Annotated in this window: 18 protein-coding genes and 1 tRNA gene; 11 read left to right on the forward strand and 8 right to left on the reverse strand. The window is 69.9% G+C overall.

Translation table 11 applies throughout. The features are described from left to right. Positions 1 to 58 precede the first annotated feature (58 nt). Complete coding sequence (locus ACIPVN_RS14395) at positions 59 to 3778, forward strand: AAA family ATPase (protein ID WP_400444096.1); 3720 nt, start codon at positions 59 to 61, stop codon at positions 3776 to 3778. Between the two features lie 303 nt (positions 3779 to 4081). Here the strand turns inward: ACIPVN_RS14395 and mscL are convergent, their stop codons facing one another. From mscL to ACIPVN_RS14410, 3 genes are read right to left on the reverse strand one after another with little or no spacing between them, the layout of a single operon-like run. Then, on the reverse strand, positions 4082 to 4507 hold the full coding sequence (gene mscL, locus ACIPVN_RS14400; RefSeq protein ID WP_400444098.1) for a large conductance mechanosensitive channel protein MscL: 426 nt from the start codon (positions 4505 to 4507) through the stop codon (positions 4082 to 4084). Positions 4508 to 4530: 23 nt separating this feature from the next. Next, positions 4531 to 4803: an FmdB family zinc ribbon protein gene (locus ACIPVN_RS14405; RefSeq protein WP_400444100.1), complete on the reverse strand. Its 273-nt coding sequence runs from the start codon at positions 4801 to 4803 to the stop codon at positions 4531 to 4533. A gap of 14 nt (positions 4804 to 4817) precedes the next feature. Continuing rightward, the gene (locus ACIPVN_RS14410; protein ID WP_400444102.1) at positions 4818 to 5414 is read right to left on the reverse strand and encodes a 5-formyltetrahydrofolate cyclo-ligase; all 597 of its coding nucleotides are present in this window, start codon (positions 5412 to 5414) and stop codon (positions 4818 to 4820) included. A gap of 40 nt (positions 5415 to 5454) precedes the next feature. On the opposite strand from ACIPVN_RS14410, the gene galU reads away from it, so the two are divergent. The 4 genes from galU to ACIPVN_RS14430 all read left to right on the forward strand — a co-directional run bounded on the left by galU (position 5455) and on the right by ACIPVN_RS14430 (position 8086). Further along, the gene (gene galU / locus ACIPVN_RS14415) at positions 5455 to 6342 is read left to right on the forward strand and encodes a UTP--glucose-1-phosphate uridylyltransferase GalU (RefSeq protein WP_400444104.1); all 888 of its coding nucleotides are present in this window, start codon (positions 5455 to 5457) and stop codon (positions 6340 to 6342) included. A gap of 44 nt (positions 6343 to 6386) precedes the next feature. After that, positions 6387 to 6998: a GNAT family N-acetyltransferase gene (locus tag ACIPVN_RS14420; RefSeq protein ID WP_400444705.1), complete on the forward strand. Its 612-nt coding sequence runs from the start codon at positions 6387 to 6389 to the stop codon at positions 6996 to 6998. Positions 6999 to 7084: 86 nt separating this feature from the next. After that, positions 7085 to 7960 (forward strand): hypothetical protein, encoded by an 876-nt coding sequence (locus tag ACIPVN_RS14425; RefSeq protein WP_400444106.1) that lies wholly within the window; start codon positions 7085 to 7087, stop codon positions 7958 to 7960. 50 nt (positions 7961 to 8010) lie between these two features. After that, positions 8011 to 8086 (forward strand) — tRNA-Ala (locus ACIPVN_RS14430). A gap of 46 nt (positions 8087 to 8132) precedes the next feature. Here the strand turns inward: ACIPVN_RS14430 and ACIPVN_RS14435 are convergent. Together ACIPVN_RS14435 and ACIPVN_RS14440 are read right to left on the reverse strand one after the other, a co-directional pair. Then, positions 8133 to 9047, reverse strand: a complete 915-nt coding sequence (locus tag ACIPVN_RS14435) for an agmatinase family protein (RefSeq protein ID WP_400444108.1) — start codon at positions 9045 to 9047, stop codon at positions 8133 to 8135. Position 9048: 1 nt separating this feature from the next. Then, positions 9049 to 10326, reverse strand: coding sequence for a DUF445 domain-containing protein (locus tag ACIPVN_RS14440; RefSeq protein WP_400444111.1), 1278 nt, complete (start codon positions 10324 to 10326; stop codon positions 9049 to 9051). Positions 10327 to 10378: 52 nt separating this feature from the next. On the opposite strand from ACIPVN_RS14440, the gene ACIPVN_RS14445 reads away from it, so the two are divergent. Continuing rightward, positions 10379 to 10651 (forward strand): metal-sensitive transcriptional regulator, encoded by a 273-nt coding sequence (locus tag ACIPVN_RS14445; RefSeq protein WP_400444114.1) that lies wholly within the window; start codon positions 10379 to 10381, stop codon positions 10649 to 10651. 27 nt (positions 10652 to 10678) lie between these two features. On the opposite strand, the gene ACIPVN_RS14450 is transcribed toward ACIPVN_RS14445, so the two are convergent. Beyond that, positions 10679 to 12226 carry an amino acid permease gene (locus ACIPVN_RS14450; protein ID WP_400444116.1) on the reverse strand — a complete coding sequence of 516 codons (1548 nt, stop codon included), beginning with the start codon at positions 12224 to 12226 and terminating at the stop codon, positions 10679 to 10681. A gap of 156 nt (positions 12227 to 12382) precedes the next feature. On the opposite strand from ACIPVN_RS14450, the gene ACIPVN_RS14455 reads away from it, so the two are divergent. From ACIPVN_RS14455 to ACIPVN_RS14475, 5 genes are all read left to right on the forward strand, one after another. Further along, complete coding sequence (locus ACIPVN_RS14455) at positions 12383 to 13738, forward strand: glutamine synthetase family protein (RefSeq protein ID WP_400444119.1); 1356 nt, start codon at positions 12383 to 12385, stop codon at positions 13736 to 13738. Next, positions 13719 to 14471, forward strand: a complete 753-nt coding sequence (locus ACIPVN_RS14460; protein WP_400444121.1) for a gamma-glutamyl-gamma-aminobutyrate hydrolase family protein — start codon at positions 13719 to 13721, stop codon at positions 14469 to 14471. The genes ACIPVN_RS14455 and ACIPVN_RS14460 overlap by 20 nt, the downstream gene beginning before the upstream one ends. Then, entirely contained in the window at positions 14468 to 15823 is a 1356-nt protein-coding gene (locus ACIPVN_RS14465; RefSeq protein WP_400444123.1) for an aldehyde dehydrogenase family protein, read from the forward strand. The genes ACIPVN_RS14460 and ACIPVN_RS14465 overlap by 4 nt, the downstream gene beginning before the upstream one ends. Before the next feature lie 44 nt (positions 15824 to 15867). Then, positions 15868 to 16647, forward strand: a complete 780-nt coding sequence (locus ACIPVN_RS14470; RefSeq protein WP_400444126.1) for a 3-oxoacyl-ACP reductase — start codon at positions 15868 to 15870, stop codon at positions 16645 to 16647. 64 nt (positions 16648 to 16711) lie between these two features. Next, positions 16712 to 17440: a FadR/GntR family transcriptional regulator gene (locus ACIPVN_RS14475; protein WP_400444129.1), complete on the forward strand. Its 729-nt coding sequence runs from the start codon at positions 16712 to 16714 to the stop codon at positions 17438 to 17440. Positions 17441 to 17455: 15 nt separating this feature from the next. Here ACIPVN_RS14475 and ACIPVN_RS14480 read toward each other — a convergent pair whose 3' ends face one another. Next, positions 17456 to 18844: an aspartate aminotransferase family protein gene (locus ACIPVN_RS14480; RefSeq protein WP_400444131.1), complete on the reverse strand. Its 1389-nt coding sequence runs from the start codon at positions 18842 to 18844 to the stop codon at positions 17456 to 17458. Positions 18845 to 18873: 29 nt separating this feature from the next. Then, on the reverse strand, positions 18874 to 20358 hold the full coding sequence (locus ACIPVN_RS14485) for a CoA-acylating methylmalonate-semialdehyde dehydrogenase (protein WP_400444133.1): 1485 nt from the start codon (positions 20356 to 20358) through the stop codon (positions 18874 to 18876). Between the last annotated feature and the right edge of the window lie 7 nt (positions 20359 to 20365).

Raw genomic sequence — 20365 nt, forward strand, 5'->3', positions numbered from 1 at the left:
TCCGCGAAACCCGCCCGGGATACCGGGCCTCGCGCCCCGCGCGCTTAGTGTGTGAGTTGTGTGGCGACGGGAAGGCAAGACGGTAGAAGACACGGGAGCAGCGCTCGCCGTGACCCTCAGCGACCTCCGGACGTCGTCGACCGGCGTCGTCGTGACCCACGCGGCGGAGGGCGAACGCTCGAGACTCCGCAGTGAAGCCGCCGATCTGGGCGGCCCCTCGCCGCTGACCAGCTTCAGAGACGGGGCCGAGTCCGGCATCGACATCTCCAAGGCGCACCCCGGCAGTCTCCCGCAGTTCATCACCGGCAAATCGACGTTGCTGTCGAACCTCTTCCGCGACGAGGTCGGTCTGCGCACCGCGCGTCTCGCTGCCGAGCGAATCACCGCGAAGAACACCGAGCTGCGCACCGTGCGCGGCATCGAGGCCGTACACCTCGCCGTCGGCGTCGCCCGCTGGCGGATCGGGGGAGCGTTCTTCGCCGCGCCCGTGCTGCTGCGCCCCCTCGCGATCCGCCGCCACCACTCGGACTACGAGCTGAAGCTGCAGGGGGCGTTCGAGGTCAATCCCGAACTCGTCCGCATCGCCCGCGAGCACTTCGGCATCTCGATCGATGCGTCGACCCTGGCATCCCTCGCCTACGACGGCGGCATCTTCAAGCCTCAGCCGGTCATCGACAGTCTGCGCGCGATCACCCGCACGATCGACACCTTCTCGGTCGAGCCGCGCCTGGTCGTGTCGACCTTCGCCGACGTCGCCGGCTCCATGTCGCGCGACACCCGAACGCTCGACCACCAGGTGCTCAACGCCCTCGCCGGTCATGTCGGCGACCGCGAGCAGGTCAGGGCGCCGCGGGCCACGCCGCACTTCACCGGGCCGGACGACCGTGCGCCGGCATCCGACACCCTGCTGCTCGATGCGGATGCCGAGCAGGAGGCCGTGCTCTCGCGAATCGCCGCCGGCCACTCGCTCACCGTCGCGACGCTGCCCGGTACCGGTGGCACGCAGACCGTGATCAACGCGCTGGGCGAGCTCGTGCGGGCGGGGAAGCGCGTGCTCGTCGTCTCGGCGCGACGCTCGACGCTCGACGGGGTCCGCCACCGCCTGGCCGGGATCGGTCTCGACAGCCTCGCGATCTCGCCGGTGAGCGTGCGGCGTGACCTCGTGCGCGCCATCGGCCGCAACGAGAAGGCGACCGCCCCCAAGGTCGGTGAGGTGGACGACGCGCTCGTGCGCCTGCGCACCGTGCTCCGCGACTACCGCCACGCACTCACCTCTCCCGTGCCCGGGATGGATGCCTCCGTGCTCGAGGCGACCCGCCACCTCACCCGACTCGCCTCCCTGCCGACCCCGCCGTCGACCACGGCGCGACTCAGCAACGAGTCCCTGCGGCGTCTCGCCGGCGATCGCGGGCCGGCTGCCGCCGCCCTCGCGCAGGCAGCGCGTCTCGGGGAGTTCCGCTTCGGCCCCGACGATTCGCCCTGGTACGGCGTCACCTTCACCACCACCGAGGCCGCCCGCGCCGCGCACGAGCTGGCGGGCCGCCTGCACTCCGACAGCGTTCCCGCGCTTCTCGAGCGCGGCTACGAACTCATCGCCCAGACCCACATGCGGCCGTTCTCGACCATCGACGAGCTCGGCGACTACCTGAGACTGCTCGAGGGCATCCGCGATTCGCTCGACCGCTTCAGCCCGACCGTGTTCGAGCGCCCGCTGGGAGAGCTGATCCAGGCGCACGGGTCGCGCCGCGATGCGCCCGGGATGTCGTCGGCGAACCGCCGGCGGTTGCGTCGCCTGGCGAAGGAGTACGTACGCCCGGGCGTGCACGTCACCGAGATGCACGAGTCGCTGCTGCGCATCCAGACCCAGCGCACGCAGTGGCAGCGCTGCGTCGATGCGGGGGTCGCCCCCGAGATCCCGCTGGGTCTCGGAGAGGTCGCGGCCGCGTGGCAGCGCGTCGAAGCCGAACTCGCCGAACTCGACGCGGCCCTCGGTCGACGTGAACCGCTGGCGACGCTCCCCGTGGCGCGTCTGGTGCGCACACTCGCCGGTCTCGCGGCGAAGTCCGATGTCTTCGAGAACCTGGTCGAGCGCGCGGAGCTGCGCGACGAACTCGCCCTCCTCGGTCTCGAGCCCCTGCTCACCGATCTCTCGGTGCGTCACGTCTCCGAGTCACGCGTGGGCGACGAGCTCGAGTTCGCCTGGTGGCAGTCGCTCCTCGAGCGCGCCCTGCAGGACAACCGCGCCCTCCTCGGCGCGAACACGGCGGTCGTCGATCGCCTCGAGCGCGACTTCCGTCTCGTCGACGAGGCGCACGCCGCGATGGCCGGACCTCTCCTGGCCTGGCAGCTCGCCAACCAGTGGAAGATCGCGATCGTCGACGAGCCGCAGGAGTCGGCGAACCTGCGTCGTGCGCTGACCCAGAGCACGACGACGTCCGCCGAGGTCGTGAGCGCCGCCCCGACGCTGGTCTCCACGCTCGCTCCGGTCTGGATCTCTTCGCCGTATCTCGTGCCCGAGATCCCGGACTCGGTCGAGTTCGACGCGGTCCTCCTGGTGGATGCCGCGGCGATCAACCTCGCCGAGGCTGCGCCCGCGATCCGTCGTGCGCGCCAGGTCGTCGCGTTCGGCGACCCGGTGACCCAGCGTCCGTCGCCGTTCCAGATCGCCGTCGACCCCGATGACCTCTGGGAGCCCGAGGTCGAGTTCGACGAGACCTCGGTGTTCGAACGCCTCTCCGAGCTGCTCCCGGTGATGACGCTCACCCGTAGCTACCGCGCCGGGGGAGAGGACCTCGCCGAGCTCATCAACGACGCCTTCTACGGCGGCGAGATCGTGTCGCTGCCCTGGGCCGGGTCGTACCTCGGTCGGGGAAGCCTCACGGTCGACTACGTCGAGGGCGGCACGGGAACGCCCGACCCGATCTCGGGTGCGGTGGAGAGCCCCGACGCGGAGGTCGCCCGGGTGGTGACTCTCGTGGTCGAGCACGCCGTGCATCGCCCGTCCGAGTCGCTCATGGTCGTGACCGCGAGCGCGCGTCACGCCGAGCGTGTGCGCGCCGCCGTCACGGCAGCCTTCGCCGGACGCTCCGATGTCGCCGACTTCGTGGGGCGCGATACTGCGGAGCCCTTCGCCGTCCTCACCCTCGAGCAGTCCGTGGCCGAGAGCCGCGACCGGGTGATCTTCTCGCTCGGATTCGGCCTCACCAAGCACGGTCGAGTGCTCAGCGACTTCGGCGATCTCTCGACGCCCGACGGCGAGCGGCTGCTGACGGTCGGCATGACCCGCGCGCGTCGTTCCATGGTGATCGTGTCGTCGATCCGTCCGTCCTCCTTCGATGATGGACGCCTCGAGTACGGCGCTGCGACACTCATGTCGATCCTCGGCGGGCTGGCCGCACGTGCCCGAGACGCGCGTCTCGAAGACCTCGCCGACCCGTTGACGCTCGCGCTCGCGCGTGAGCTGCGCCGACTCGGGGCATCCGTCGACGTGGACTACCGCGGTCTGCTCCCGCTGGTCGCGCAGCACGGCGGCAAGGCCGTCGTGATCGAGTGCGACCCCGAATCCCGCGGCGACTCGCTGCGCGAGACCCTGCGTCTGCGCCCGCATGTGCTGCGCCGACTCGGCTGGCACTACGTGCGCGTGCACGCGTTCGACCTCTACAGCGACCCGGCGACGGCGGCGACGCGGATCGCCTCGGTGCTCGGCATCTCACCGTCAGCCGCGCGTGCCGAGAACGACACGCAGCCGCTCGACCTCGACGACGGCACGGACGGCTGACCGGACGGATGCCTGAGGACGCCTCTTCCGGGGACCCCGCATCGGATGCTCCGCGGCAGCGCGTCGAGCGCGTGCCGGGTTCCCGCCGCGCGCGCCTGACGCCGGTGGCGGGGAGTGATCCCGACCCCGAGGGCGGCCCCCGGGCGGTCGTGAAGGACGGGAAGCGGCGCCCGAGCGGTCCCGCGGGTCCCAATGACGACCGCATGATGCAGGACGTCCCGCCCCACTACTGAGCGTCGTACGACGCTGCCAAGCGGAACGGGACGTCCGGTGCAGCTGCTCTCGCAGCGACGGGTGTGCCCCTCAGTCGCGGGCGTTGCTCTTCGCGAGCAGGTCGCGGATCTCGACGAGCAGCTCGGCCTCGGTCGCGGCGGCCGGCTCCTCCTCGGGCTGCTCGGCGGCAGTTCCCTTACGGGCCTCGACGTGGGCCTTGAACGTGTTCATCGGCAGCACGAACACGAAGTACACGACGAGGGCGACGGCGAGGAAGCTGATGACGGCCGAGATCAGGTCGCCGAGGGGGAACGTGACCGTATCGCCGTAGATGTTGGTGACCTGCGGGCCGAAGCCGCCCATCGAATCCGCCTTGAAGAAGAGCGCGACGAGCGGGTTGATGACACTGGCGACCACGGCGTTGACGATCGCGGTGAACGCCGAGCCGATGACGACGGCGACCGCGAGGTCGATGACGTTGCCGCGGAGGATGAAGTCCTTGAATCCTTTGAGCATGCGAACCTCCGAGTGGTGGGGAATCAGGATGAGGTCGGGCTCGACGCGGGCGCGGGGGCACTCGTGCTCGTCGACTCCTTCTTCGATGATGTCGAAGCGTCCGATGATCCGCCACTCTTCGCTCGCGAGTCCGTGCGATAGAAGCCGGAGCCGTTGAAGGTCACGCCGATCGACCCGTACTGCTTGCGCAGGGCGCCGCCGCATTCGGGGCAGACGGTGAGCGACGCGTCGGCGAAGCTCTGCACGGCGTCGAAGCGGTGGCCGCACGATGTGCAGGCATAGGCGTAGGTGGGCATGGTGTCCTCAGGGGTCAGCGTCGCGGCTGCGACAGGGAGAGGGTCTGCGTCGGCGTCACGATGCCGTCGACCGGCTGGTCGTGCACCTCGCGCGGGAGGGAGTCGAGTATCTCGGAATCATAGATGACCGCGTACACGGGAGGGCACTTCTCCATCGACCCGATGGTCTTGTCGAAGTAGCCGCGGCCCCAGCCCATCCGCATGCCCGAGCGGTCGACAGCGGCGGCGGGCACGATCATCAGGTCGACGTCGTTCACCGCGATGGGCCCGAGCACCTCGCCGGTCGGTTCGGGCAGGCCGAAGAGTCCCTCGGCGACGTCGTCGTCATCGTTCGCGACGGCCCAGTCGAGCAGTCCGTCGGCGCGGGTGACGGGGAGCAGCACGCGGATGCCGCGGCGCACCGCCCGGGTGACGAACTCGCGGGTCCCCGGCTCGGCGGTCGCCGAGAGGTAGCAGGAGATCGACCGTGCACCGAGGGTCTCGACGAGCTCGTCGAGGCGTTCGCCGATCGAGGAGGCGGCGGCGTCGCGCTGCGCATCGGAGAGGAGCGCCCGGCGTTCGCGGAGCTCGGCGCGCAGTGCGCGCTTGGCGTGCTCGACCTCGTTCGACATGGCTCAGAGTCTACGCGGCGCCCACCGGTAGGCTGTCGGGATGGGTACACAGAAGTTCAAGGCGGTCATTCCTGCGGCAGGTCTGGGGACGCGCTTCCTGCCAGCCACGAAGGCCATGCCGAAGGAGATGCTGCCGGTCGTCGACAAACCGGCCATCCAGTACGTGGTCGAAGAGGCGGCGGATGCCGGGATCGACGACATCCTCGTCATCATCGGGCGCAATAAGAACGCGATCTCCAACCACTTCGACTCGGTGCCGGAACTCGAGGTCAAGCTCATGGAGAAGGGCGACCACGGACGTCTGGAGCGCGTCGTGCGTTCGAGCGACCTCGCCGACATCCACTTCGTGCGCCAGGGCGAGCCGAAGGGCCTGGGCCACGCGGTGCTGCGCGCTCGCACGCACGTCGGCGACAGTTCTTTCGCGGTGCTGCTCGGTGACGACCTCATCGACGAGCGCGACCCGCTGCTGACCGAGATGCTGGCCGAGCACGAGCGCTCCGGCGCCGCCGTGATCGCCCTGATGGAGGTCGACCCCGCGAACATCCACATGTACGGCGCCGCTGCGGTCGAGCAGATCGAGGGTTCGGACGCCGTGCGCGTCACCGGACTCGTCGAGAAGCCCGCGCGCGAGGACGCCCCGTCGAACCTCGCCATCATCGGACGGTACGTGCTGCCCGCCTCGATCTTCGACATCCTCGAGCGCACCGAGCCCGGTAAGGGCGGCGAGATCCAGCTGACCGACGCGCTGCAGGAGATGGCTGCCGACCCGTCGGGCCCCGGCGTGACCGGTGTGATCTTCCGCGGACGCCGCTACGACACGGGCGACCGCGTCGACTACATCAAGGCGATCGTGCAGCTGGCCTCCGACCGCGACGACCTCGGTCCCGAGCTGCGTCCCTGGCTGAAGGAATTCGCCGAGCGCCTCTAGGCCGCAGGCGGGTCGGGCGCGAGATGATGGATCTCATGGCGGGCATGCGACACGGATCGATCGAGCTGCGACTCGTGCGCACGAAGGATGCCCGCGTGCTCCAGCAGGAGCTGCTCGCGAATCGGTCCTGGTTGCAGCCGTGGGAGGCCACGGTGCCCTATGGCTCGGTGTCGTTCGACATGCGCCTGAGCATCCGTCGTCTGCTCCAGCAGTACCGCGACGGCGCCGGCTATCCGTTCGTCATGGAGTACGACGGCGAGATCGCCGGTCAGCTGAACGTGTGGGGGGTCTCGCGCGGGTCGCTCTGCTCGGCGACGATCGGGTACTGGGTCAGCGAAAAGTTCGCGGGTAAGGGCATCACGCCCACCGCGGTCGCGCTGGCGACGGATGCGTGCTTCGTGGAGTACGGCCTCCACCGGATGGAGATCTGCATCCGCCCGGAGAACGCGGCGAGCCTGCGCGTCGTGCAGAAGCTCGGGTTCCGCTACGAGGGACTGCGCCGGCGGTACATCCACATCGACGGCGATTGGCGCGACCACTACGCGTTCGCGCTGACGAAGGAGGACGTGCCGCAGGGGGTGCTGGCGCGCTGGTTGAACGGCCAGGTTCCTCCGGATGCGGCGACGATCCCTCCGTCGGACCGCCTCTCGGTCTGACGACACGCCGATTCCGGCGATATCTCTGGTCGCGACACGCGCCCGGCTCTCGGCTCGGGCAGGGTTGTTCCCTTACCGTTATCGATATGGACGGGCCGGTGCTGAGCGGGGGAGTGATCGTGCTCGTCGCCGTGCTCCTGTGGATGCTCTATCTGCTGCCCTCGTGGCGTGGCCGTTTCCAGTACAACGCCGCCGAGCGCAATGCTGTTCGGCTCAACCAGGCACTGCGGATCCTCGCCGAGACGAGCGAGACCCCCGAAGAGGTGCGTGTCGAACTGAGCGCTCGTACCGCGCTGGCGCAGCAGAAGCTCGCCAAGCGCGTGCAGTCCGAGCGCGAGTCCGCGGAACTCGAGTCGCTGCGTGCCGAACTCGCGGCGACGCGGGCCGACCCGGTGATCCGTCAGGCGCGTGCGCGCCGTCGGGTGCGGATGCTGTCGACCGTCGCCGCTCTCGTCGGAGTGGTGCTCGCGGGACTCGGCGTGTGGCAGCTGCTCGCGACCGGAGCATCGGTGCTGCTGTGGGTCGGCGGGGCTCTGGCCCTGCTCGGCGCGATCGCGCTGCAGCGGATGGCCGCCGTCGCTGGTCGAGTCGCCCGTGCGAGTCATGTGGTCGCCGAGGCGCCCCGAGAGCGCGTCGCGCCCGAGATCCACGACCAGGGTCGTGCGACGTGGACCCCGCGTCCTCTGCCCGAGCCGCTCGTCGCGGTCGCCGGGTCGCGCGCCCAGACCGCCCGCGCCGAGATCGATGCGCAGGAGCAGCTCCGCAAGGCTGCGCGGCTCGCGGAACTCCGTGCCCGCGCCGAGCAGATCGCCGCCGAGCAGGCTCCGGCGCCCGTGCAGATTCCCGCCCCGCGTCCGGCGCCCGCCGCCGAGGCTTCGCCCTACGCGAAGATGGGATTCGTCGACGATGCCGAGATCGAGGCGCACGTGCGCGACATGCTCGCCCGTCGCGCGGCCGGGTGATCGCGACGTCCGAACAGGGGTCGACGTCGTGATAATGTTGATCTCCGTAAGGGCCTATGGCGCAGTTGGTAGCGCGCCTCGTTCGCATCGAGGAGGTCAGGGGTTCGAATCCCCTTAGGTCCACCACCACAACAGAAGGCCCCGGGTTCTCCCCGGGGCCTTCTGCTTCTCCTCAGCGCGCGGCGAGCCCGGCGAGCAGCTCCAGCACGCACAGCGCGGCGAGTCGCACGGTGCGGGCGTCTTCGGAATCCGCCGTCGCATCGACCTCGGCGAGGTCGGCGCTGACGACGCGGGGATCGGTGGCGACCGCGCGGGTCAGGGCGCGCAGCTCCCACGCCTGCAGGCCGCCGGGCACGCTCGCGGGGCAGCCGGGGGCGACCGAGCGGTCGCAGACGTCGACGTCGATGTCGAGGTGGACGCGGGCATCTGATCCGGCACCGGCGATCTCGAGGGCTTCGTTCACGACGTCGTCGACACCGCGGCGGCGCACCTCATCGAGCGTGATCACCCGGATGCCCCAGTCCGCCGCCCGGCGGGCGTAGGCGACCGAGTTCGCGAAGTCGGCGATGCCGATCTGCACGATGCGCGTCGGATCGATGCGCGCGGTGTCGAGCGTCGAGAGTGCGGGGACGTCTTCGACGAGCCGGCGCACCGGGGTTCCGTTCGACACGCCGTCGCGCAGGTCGAAATGCGCGTCGAAGGTGATCAGTCCCGTCGCCCGGGAGCCCAGCGCCACGGGATAGGTGAGGGAGTTGTCGCCGCCGAGCGCGATGACGAAGGCGTCCGAGAGCTCGCGCACCCGGGTGATGACGGATGCCTCGCCCTCGTCCCCGTCGGGCTCGTGCACGTCGCCGGCATCCGTGATGCGCAGAACCTCGTTCAGGTCGACCGCCGGCGGGCCCATCAGCGCCGTGCCGTAGCGCGGGAGGGCGGCGCGGATCGCGGCCGGAGTCGCCCCGGCGCCCGTGGGCGAGAGCGACGTGCGCCAGACCGGGACGCCCAGCAGCACGGCATCCGCGTCATCGACCGCGTCGGGGGTGGGCCAGGCTCCGGCGCGCGGCCAGAGGGGATCGTGCGAGAGGGCCATGTCAGACTCCGGGAATGAGGGCGTGGGCGATCGAGAAGATGACGAGGCCGGCGAGGGCGCCGACGAACGTTCCGTTCAGACGGATGTACTGCAGGTCGCGGCCGACCATGAGTTCGATCTTCTCGGTCGTCTCGGCCGGATCCCAGCGTTCGACGGTGTCGGTGATGATCGATGCGATGTCGTGGCGGTAGCGATCGACGAGGAAGACCGCGGCATCCGACACCCAGGTGTCGACGCGCCGCTGCAGCGCGGCATCCGTCGTCAGACGCTCGCCCACCTCCTGCAGGGCCTGCACGGCCCGGCGGCGCAGGCCGCTCTCGGGGTCGGCCAGGGCGGTGAGCAGACCGTTCTTGGCGGTGTTCCACGCCTCGGCGGCGAGGGCGCCGACGCGGGGGCTGTCGAACAGCGACGCCTTCGCGTTCTCGAGCTTCGCGCGGGTGGCCGGGTCGTTCTGCAGACTGTCGGCGAGGCGACCGAGATAGCCGTCGATCGCCAGACGGGCCGGATGCCGGGGGTCGGCCTGCACGGCCTGCACGAACTTCACGGCCTCGTTGTAGACGGTGTCGTCGACGAAGCGGTGCGCGAGCCGCGGCACCCATGAGGGCAGGCGCCGGGAGACGAGGCCGGAGAACGACTCGGCGTTCGCCTCGAGCCAGCGCCCGATGCTGTCGGCGGCGAGATCGACCGCACCGTGATGGGCGTCGGCCTCGACGATCTTCTCGAGCCAGGCGCCCGCGGGCGGACCCCACTCGGGCGAGACGAGGTGCTCGCGGGCCAGGTCGGAGATCAGATCGCGCACGTCGTCGTCGCTGAGGCCGTTGAGGATCGCGGTGGCGATCGTGGCGCCCTCGGCGCCGACCCGCTCGGCATGCGGAGTCTCTCGCAGCCACTCGCCCGCACGCTGCGCGATCGCGGTCGACGACAGCTTCGTGCGCACCACGCTCGCCTCGAGGAAGTTCGTCTCGACGAACTCGCCCAGGCTGCGGCCGATCTCGTCCTTGCGGCTCGGGATGATCGCGGTGTGCGGGATGGGGAGGCCCAGCGGGCGGCGGAAGAGCGCGGTCACCGCGAACCAGTCGGCGAGGGCACCCACCATTCCGCCCTCGGCCGCGGCGCGCACGTACCCGAGCCACCCCATGCGCTCCTGGAACGCGAAGGCGAACACGAACACGACGGCCATGAAGATCAGCGCCCCCAGGGCGACCGCCTTCATACGGCGCAGCGCGCGGAGACGGACCTGATCGGCGGGCGAGAGCATCGCCATCGGTGTGCGCGGCATGAAGGCATCCTTTCACGGACCCGAGACCGCGACCCGGAGTAACCTCGATGGCGTGATCGAAGACATCAAGAAGCGCGCCCTGCACCGCACCGCCATCCTCGAGGGGCAGCTCCGCGGGGTCACGCGGATGATCGAGAACGAGGACTACTGCATGGACATCATCACGCAGTCCCGCGCCATCCAGAAGTCGCTCGAGTCGCTGAACCGCCTTCTTCTCGAGAACCATCTGCGCACCCACGTGACGCACATGTTCGAGGAGGGCGGGGAGGAGCGCGAGCAGGCGGTCGGCGAGCTGCTCAAGGCGTTCGACTTCGACGCGAAGTAGCCCTCCGTCGGTCGCGCTCCTCGCCGGTCACGACCTGCCGTCGAAGACCTCGCCCTCCATCGCGTCGTAGCCCTCGGCCTGCGGGTCTCCGTGCGAGCCGCCCGAGAGCGCGTACTCCTCTTCGGGGGAGAGCACGAGGCGGTGGCGGAAGAACAGGCCGAACCCGAGCAGGATGATGGCGTACACGATCGCGATCGCGATGATCGCGGGACCGAAGGTCGGGTTGAGCAGGAAGCCGACGAAGATGAGCGCTGCGATGACGAGCGCGATGACGGCGCCCGGGATTCCCCAGGGGCTGACGTACGGGCGATCGACGTTCGGGAACTTCCTGCGCAGGATGATGAACGACACGAGCTGCAGCCCGTAGGCGACGACGGCGCCCCAGACCGCGATGTTCAACACGATGGCTCCGGCCACGGTGCCCGCGCCTTCGGAGTCGACCGCGGTGAGCACGTCGAGCACGATCAGGGCGATGAAGCCGATCGCGGCGCCGACCGTGAGGGCGACCCACGGCGTCTGGCGCTTGCCCGTCAGCGAGAGGAATCGCGGGTAGTAGCCGGCGCGTGACAGGGAGTACATGTTGCGTCCGTAGGCGAACATGATCCCCTGCAGCGAGGCGAGCAGGCCGATCAGGGCGAACAGCGCGAGCACGGCCGCGAGCTGGTCGCCCACGATCGCGCGGAAGCCGTCGAGCAGCGGTTCTCCGGCGGTGCCGGTCGCCTCGGCGCCGATGACGCCGGTGTTGAGGAACAGCACCAGGAGGCCGGTGACGATCAGGGTGCCGCGCGCCCAGAACCCGGCCTTCGGGATGTCGCGGGTGGGGTTGTGCGATTCCTCGGCCGCGAGCGGAAGCTCTTCGATGCCGAGGAAGAACCACATGGCGAACGGCAGGGCGAACAGGATCGGCAGGACGCCGTGGGGCAGGAACGTCGACTGTCCCTCGTCGGGGACGATGTCCCACAGGGCATCCCAGGAGAACGCGCCGGAGAAGAGCGCCATGAGCGAGAAGACGAGGATGATACCGATCGAGATGACCGACACGACGATCGCGAAGCGGAACGAGATCGCCGCTCCCGCGGAGTTCAGCGCGATGAAGACCACATAGAGGATGAGGTACCAGACCCATCCGGGCAACTCGAGGCCGAGCAGTTCACTCGTGATCCCGTTGGCGTACGACGCCGAGAAGTAGACGATCACCGCCGTCGTCGCGACGTACTCGATCGTCTCGGCGGCACCGGTGACCAGTCCGCCCCACGGGCCCATGGCCGATCGAGCGAAGGAGTAGGCGCCGCCGGTGTGCGGCATCGCGGCCGCCATCTCTCCGATCGCGAAGATCATGCCGTAGTACATCGCCACGAGGATGACGAAGGCGATGAGCATTCCGCCGAAGCCCGCGAAGTCGATACCGAAGTTCCAGCCCGAGAAGTCTCCCGAGATGACGGCGGCGACCGCGAGGCCCCACAGACCCCAGACTCCGGCCGACCTCTTCAGCGTCCGTTTCTCGAAGTACTCGCTTCCGGCACGTGTATAGGTCGCTCCGGCGACCTTGCGGGATTCATTGCTCTGGCCAGACATACGTTCTCCGCTCACTCGCATGCAGGCGCCGGGTGCACCTTGCGGATGATTGTGACAGTCAATGGTGGTTTCGTCTACCTTTAAACGTCGAGGTGATCTACTCTGAGGGCGAAGCCGGTCGGCCGATCGCTTCACCGCAGGAGAACGGAGCGTCAGATGTCGGGAAACCTGAGCATCGAGCAGCTGGACGCCGGCATCGCCGCCGGTGAGATCGACACCGTGATCGTGGCCTTCGCCGATGCGCAGGGGCGTCTGGTCGGCAAACGCGTCTCCGCCCGCCTGTTCCAGGAGGACATCCTGTCGCACGGCGCGGAAGCCTGTGACTACCTGTTGTCGGTCGATGTCGACATGAACACCGTCGACGGCTACGCGATGTCGGGGTGGGACCGCGGCTACGGCGACATGGTGCTGCGGCCCGACGCCGAGACGCTGCGCAACATCCCGTGGCTCGAGGGGACGGCGCTCGTGATGGCCGACCTCGTCTGGCAGAACGGCGAACCGGTCGGGCCGTCGCCCCGGGCAATCCTCGACCGTCAGCGCGACCGCCTCGCCGAGCGCGGGTGGACCGCGTACTCGGGTACGGAGCTCGAATTCATCGTCTTCGAGGACACCTACCGCGAGGCCTGGGCGCGCAAGTACGAGGGACTCACCCCCGCGACCGACTACAACGTCGACTACAACCTGCTCGCGTCGACCCGGATGGAACCGCTGCTGCGCGACATCCGCAACGGGATGGACGGCGCAGGGCTCTACTGCGAGGGCGTGAAGGGCGAGTGCAACCTCGGCCAGCAGGAGATCGCCTTCCGCTACGCCGAGGTGCGCGAGACCGCCGATCAACACGCGATCTACAAGAACGGTGCGAAGGAGATCGCCGAACAGCACGGTCAGTCGCTCACCTTCATGGCGAAGTTCAACGAGCGCGAGGGCAACAGCTGTCACATCCACCTCTCGCTGCGAGATCAGTCGGGTGCTCCGGTGATGGCCGGTGACGGCGAGCACGGCTTCAGTCCCGTCATGGAGCACTGGATCGCCGGCATCCTGGCGACGCTGCGCGAGTTCACCCTGCTGTTCGCCCCGAACATCAACTCCTACAAGCGTTTCGCCAAGGGCAGCTTCGCCCCGACGGGAGTCGCCTGGGGCATCGACAACCGCACGTGCGCCCTGCGCGTCGTCGGATCCGGATCGGGACTGCGCGTCGAGAACCGGGTGCCGGGCGGAGACGTGAATCCCTACCTCGGCATCGCGGCGATCATCGCCGGCGGGCTGCACGGTGTCGAGAACGAGCTGCCACTGCCCGAACGCTTCACCGGCAACGCCTACGAGGCGGGCGTCGATCACCTGCCCACGACGCTGCGCGAGGCCGCTCAGCTCTTCCGCGAATCGCCGATCGCGCGGGCGGCGTTCGGCGACGACGTGGTCGAGCACTACCTGAACCAGGCGCGCATCGAGGTCGAGGCCTACGACGCGGCCGTCACCGACTGGGAGCGCATCCGTGGTTTCGAGCGCCTCTGACCCCGCGCCGCTGATCGGCATCACGACGTACCTGGAGCGCGCGCAGCAGGGGGTGTGGGACGTGCGGGCGGCCTTCCTGCCCGAGCAGTACCTCACGAGTGTGACGTCGACCGGTGGCATCGCGCTGCTGCTGCCGCCGCAGGACCCGGATGCCGCGGACGCGGTGATCGCGGGACTGGACGGGCTCGTGCTCTCCGGCGGCGCGGACGTCGCCCCCGAGCTCTACGGCGCGGGACGGCATCCGCTCACCGATCCCGCGCGGGTCGATCGCGACGCGTGGGAGCTCGCACTGTTCCGCGCGGCCGAGCGCCGCGGTATCCCGATGCTCGCGATCTGCCGCGGCCTGCAACTGGTGAACGTCGCTCGCGGGGGCACGCTGCAGCAGCACCTGCCCGATTCGCTCGGAACCGAGAGGTACCGGATCGGCGGCGGCGTCTTCGCCGAGAACGCCGTCGAGGTCGAGGTCGACACCGCGCTCGCCGGCATCCTCGGCGAGACCGAGGTGCGCGTGCACAGCTACCACCACCAGGGCGTCGACCGGTTGGGCGACGGGCTCGTCGCCGCCGCGCACTCGGATGACGGCCTCGTGCAGGCCTTCGTCGACACGACCGACGGGCACATCGTCGGCGTGCAATGGCACCCCGAGGAGAACGCCGAGGACCGGCGTCTCTTCGCCGATCTCGTCACACAGGCCCGCGCGTTCGCCGCGCGGCGGAAGGAGGACGCACGATGAGCGCGTTCACGGTCATCAATCCGTCGACGGGCGCGGCGATCCGCGAGATCGCGCGCGCCGATGTCGGAGAGACGGATGCCGCGATCGCGCGCGCCGTCTCCGCCCAGCGCCGGTGGGCCGCCCTCGCGCCCGTCGCACGCGCCGATGCGCTGCGGGCGTTCGCGCGCGCCGTCGAGGGCGCCGCCGAGGAGTTGGCGCAGCTGGAGGTGCTCAACTCCGGGCATCCGATCGGGTCCGCCCGTTGGGAGGCCGGTCACGTCGCCCAGGTGCTCAACTACTACTCCGCCGACCCCGAGCGACTCTCGGGCCGGCAGATCCCGGTGGCGGGTGGGCTCGACGTCACCTTTCACGACCCCTACGGCGTGGTCGGGGTGATCGTGCCGTGGAACTTCCCGATGACGATCGCCGCGTGGGCGTTCGCCCCGGCGCTCGCCGCGGGCAACGCCGTGGTGCTCAAGCCGGCCGAGCTGACGCCGCTGACCGCGATCCGCCTGGGCGAACTCGCCCTCGAGGCGGGGCTACCCGCGGGACTCTTCGAGGTGGTGACCGGATCGGGCTCCGTGGTGGGGCAGCGTCTCGTCGAGCATCCGGACGTGCGCAAGGTGGTCTTCACGGGGTCGACCGAGGTCGGCATCGAGGTCGCAGCGGGCTGCGCGCGGGCGCTCAAGCCCGTCACACTCGAACTCGGCGGCAAGAGCGCCAACATCGTCTTCGCGGATGCCGATCTCGAGAAGGCCGCCGCCGCCGTCCCGGGATCGGTCTTCGACAACGCGGGGCAGGACTGCTGTGCCCGCAGCAGGCTGCTCGTGCAGCGTTCGGTGTACGACCGGTTCCTCGAGCTGTTGGAGCCGGCGGTCGCGGCGTGGCAGGTGGGCGATCCGTCGAGCACCGAGACCGACATGGGTCCGCTCATCTCGGCCAGCCATCGCGACACGGTCGCCGGGTTCCTCGACGACGCGACGATCGCCTTCCGCGGGACCGCACCCACCGGGGACGGATTCTGGTTCGCGCCTGCCGTGGTGCTGGCCGATCCCGCCGATCGGATCGCGCAGCAGGAGGTCTTCGGTCCGGTCGTCGCCGTCATGCCCTTCGACGACGAAGCCGACGCGATCCGTCTCGCGAACGACACCGCCTACGGCCTCGCCGGCTCCCTCTGGACCCAGAACCTCGGCCGGGCGGTCCGCGTCTCGCGCGGTGTGCAGAGCGGCGTGCTGTCGGTGAACTCCCATTCCTCGGTGCGCTACGCGACGCCCTTCGGCGGCATGAAAGCCTCCGGACTCGGACGCGAGCTGGGTCCGGACGCCGCCGAGCACTTCACCGAGACCAAGAACGTCTTCTTCGCGACCGACTGAGCGCGACCCCGATCCCCTCGACCACCTGCAACGGAGAAACACACATGAGCATCGATCTGACCCAGCGCCTGAAGGACCGCGTCGCCATCATCACCGGGGGAGCGAGCGGCATCGGCTTCGCCACCGCCCAGCGCTTCGCCGCCGAGGGGGCGTTCGTCGTCATCGCCGACGTCGACCCCGCTTCGGGCGAGAGGGCGGCCGCCGAGGTCGGCGGGGCGTTCCGCCCGGTCGACGTCGCCGACCAGACCGCGGTCGACGCTCTGTTCGACGGCGTCGCGGCGGAGTTCGGGCGCATCGACATCGCCTTCAACAACGCCGGAATCTCGCCCGCCGACGACGACTCGATCGAGACGACCGAGCTGCCCGCCTGGGATCGCGTGCAGGACGTGAACCTCAAGAGCGTGTACCTGTGCAGCCGGGCGGCTCTGCGTCATATGGTGCCCGCGGGCCGCGGGTCGATCATCAACACCGCCTCGTTCGTCGCACTGCTGGGATCGGCGACCTCGCAGATCAGCTACACCGCGTCGAAGGGTGGCGTGCTCGCGATGTCGCGCGAACTGGGCGTGCAGTTCGCGCGGCAGGGCGTGCGGGTCAACGCGCTCTGCCCGGGGCCGGTGAACACCCCGCTGCTGCAGGAGCTGTTCGCGAAGGACCCCGAGCGCGCGCAGCGGCGCCTCGTGCACGTGCCGATGGGACGCTTCGCGGAGCCGTCCGAACTCGCCGCCGCCGTCGCCTTCCTCGCCTCCGACGACTCGTCGTTCATCACCGCCAGCGCCTTCGTCGTCGACGGCGGAATCACCAACGCCTACGTCACTCCCCTGTGAAGCGGGATGCTGCGACGTCGGATGCTGTGAACCGGAATCATGTCGCTGTGACAGGCTGAGAATCATGAGCGTTCCCCCTTCCGACGGCGATCTCGTCGAGGTGCGTCGGGCGGTCTATCGCCCGCTGCGCCGAGGGAACGCCCTCGAGGATGCGGTCGCTCGTCTCGTGCAGACCATCCGACTCGGAGTCGTCGCTCCGGGGGAGTCGCTGCCCCCGGAACGCGAGCTCGCGGCCTCGTTCGGGGTGAGTCGCGACACCGTGCGCGACGCCATCCGCGAGCTCGCCGACACCGGCTACCTGGTGCCGAAGCGCGGGAGGTACGGCGGCACGTTCGTCGCGGATCCGCTGCCCGAACCGTCGGATGCCGGGGCCGTGACCGCGGCCGAGATCGACGACGTCCTGGGCCTCCGGCGCGTGCTCGAGACCGGTGCCGTCCGAGCGGCGGCGAGCCGGACGCTGGACGCGGCGACACGGGCGGATCTGTGGGCGCGGCACGAGTCGGCCCTGCCGGCCGGTCCCGAGGAGTACCGCCGCCTCGACACGCTGCTGCATCTGGCGATCGCCGAGGCCGCGGGCATCCCGTCGCTCGTGGCGCTCGTCGCCGAGAATCGGGCCGACGTCAACGCCTGGCTCGACACCTTCCCCCTCCTGCCGCGCAACATCCAGCACTCGGGCGAGCAGCACGAGCGCATCGTCACGGCGATCCTCGCCGGTCGGCCCGACGTCGCCGAGGCCGCGATGCGCGACCACCTCGCGGGATCCGAGGCGCTGCTGCGCGGGTTCCTGATCTGACGCCGCTGCCGGCCCTCAGCCGGCTGCGGCCTCGTCCGCGACGGCCAGCGCGTCGTCGATGACGGCGAGCCCGCGAACCAGGTCGTCCTCGGAGATGACCAGCGGCGGGGCGACGTGCACGCGGTTGAAGTGCACGAACGGCCAGACACCGCCCTTCTTCGCCGCGGCGGCGAAGGCACCCATCGGCGCGGCATCCGCTCCGGAGGCGTTGAACGGCACGAGCGGTTCGCGGGTCGCGCGGTCGCGCACCAGCTCGATCGCCCAGAAGAGTCCGCATCCGCGCACCTCGCCGACGCTCGGATGCGTCTCGGTCCAGCGGCGCAGGGCCGGTTCGACGACGCGCTCGCCCAGATCGCGCACGCGCTCGAGGATGCCGTCGCGACGGAACACCTCGAAGGTCGCGACGCCCGCCGCGCACGCGAGCGGGTGCCCGGAGTAGGTGAGTCCGCCGGCGAACGGCATCTCGTCGAAGGCCGCGGAGATGCGATCGGAGATCACCACACCGCCCAGAGGCACGTAGCCGGAGTTGACGCCCTTCGCGAAGCTGATCAGGTCGGGCGTCGCATCGAAAGCGTCGATGCCGAACCACTCGCCGAGGCGACCGAACCCGACCATCACCTCGTCGGCGATGTAGACGATGCCGTAGCGGTCGCAGAGCTCGCGCACGCCGGGAAGGTACCCGGGCGGGGGCACGAGCACGCCGTTGGTGCCCACGACCGTCTCGATGATGATCGCCGCGATCGTCGCCGGCCCCTCGAGCTGGATCGTCTGCTCGAGGTGCGCGAGCGCGCGCTCGGCCTCCTGCTCGGGCGTCTTGGCGTGGAAGGTGGAACGGTACAGGTACGGTCCGAAGAAGCGCACCGTGCCGTTGTCGACCCCGTCGTTCGCCCAGCGGCGCGGGTCGCCGGTGAGCGAGATCGCGGTGGAGGTCGACCCGTGGTAGCTGCGGTACATCGAGAGCACCTTGCGGCGCCCGGTGAACTGGCGCGCCATGCGCACGGCGTACTCGTTGGCCTCGGCGCCGCCGTTCGTGAAGAACACCTTCTGCATGCCGGCGGGTGCGACCTCGGAGATCAGGCGGGCAAGCTCGCCGCGCACATCGTTCGCCATCGACGGCTGGATGGTCGCGAGCCGGCCGGCCTGCTGCTGGATCGCGGCGACGAGATCGGGATGCTGATGGCCGAGGTTGAGGTTCACCAGCTGGCTGGAGAAGTCGAGGTAGGCGTTGCCCGCGTAGTCCCAGAACGTCGATCCCTCGCCGGCGGCGACCGGCAGCGGATCGATCAGGGCCTGTGCGCTCCACGAGTGGAAGACGTGTGCGCGATCGTCGGCGCGCACCTGCGCCTCGGCATCCGGAGCGGGCAGCGCGTGGGCCGCCCCGTGGCGGTCGGTGAAGTTCGTCATCGGTCGGGCTCCTCGGGCGTGCTCGGGGTTCAGTGGTTGCTCGGGAAGCCGAGGTCGATCTGTGACGGCGTGTGGTCGGGCCAGCGGGTGGTGACCACCTTGGAGCGCGTGTAGAAGTGCACGGACTCGGGGCCGTAGATGTGGGAGTCGCCGAACAGCGAGTCCTTCCAACCGCCGAAGGAGTAGGCACCGATCGGCACGGGGATCGGCACGTTGACCCCGACCATCCCGACCTCGATGTCGAACTCGTACTGACGCGCCGTGCCGCCGTCGCGCGTGAAGATCGCGGTGCCGTTGCCGTAGGCGTTGGCGTTCACGAGCGCCACGGCGTCGGCGTAGGTGTCGACGCGCACGACCGACAGCACCGGGCCGAAGATCTCGTCGTCGTACACCTTCGTTCCCGGGGTGACGTGGTCGATGAGACTGACGCCCAGGAAGAAACCGTTCGAATCGAACTCCTTGGCGGTGCCGTCGACGACGACCGTGGCACCTTCGGCCGCCGCTCCGGTGACGTAGGAGGCCACCCGGTCGCGGTGCTCGCGCGTGATGAGCGGGCCCATCTCGCTGGCGGGATCGGTGCCGTCGCCGATCGTGAGTCCGTCGATGCGGGAGGCGATCGCCGAGACCAGGTCGTCGGCGACGTCGCCCACGGCGACGAGCACCGACACGGCCATGCAGCGCTCGCCGGCCGAGCCGTAGGCGGCCGAGACCGCGGCATCGGCCGCCGCGTCGATGTCGGCATCCGGCATCACGACCATGTGGTTCTTCGCGCCGCCGAGGGCCTGCACGCGCTTGCCCGCGGCGGAGGCCCGCTGGTAGATCGAGCGGGCGATGGGCGTGGAGCCGACGAAGCTGACGGCCGCGACGGTGGGGGAGTCGAGCAGAGCGTCGACGGCCTCCTTGTCGCCGTGCACGACGTTGAGCACGCCGTCGGGGAGACCTGCCTCCTGGAAGAGCTTCGCCAGCCACACGGCGGCCGACGGGTCCTTCTCGCTGGGCTTGAGCACGACGGTGTTGCCGCAGGCGATCGCCGAGGCGACCATCCACAGCGGCACCATGACGGGGAAGTTGAACGGCGTGATCGCGGCGACCACGCCGACCGGCTGCTTGACGGAGTGCACGTCGACGCCTCGCGAGACCTGCTCGCTGCGCTCGCCCTTGAGCAGGTGCACGAGACCGGCGGCGAACTCGACGTTCTCGATGCCGCGCGACACCTCGCCCGCGGCATCCGAGAGCACCTTGCCGTGCTCGGAGGTGACGATCGCCGCGAGCTCGGGCGTGCGCTCCTTGAGCAGCTGGCGCAGTCGGAAGAACACGTCGGCGCGCTTGATCAGGCTCGTCTCGCGCCAGGCGGGCGCGGCGGCCGCAGCGGCGGCGATCGCGCCGTCGACCTCGGCGGTCGACGCGAACGCGACCTCGCGGGTCACCTCGCCGGTCGCGGGGTTGAAGATCTGACCGGTGCGGGCCGCCGCGGCGGTCTCCGATCCGTTGATGACATGACGGACGACGTCCACAGTGCTC

The organism is Microbacterium sp. NPDC090003, assembly GCF_044748385.1.
Classification (GTDB): domain Bacteria; phylum Actinomycetota; class Actinomycetes; order Actinomycetales; family Microbacteriaceae; genus Microbacterium.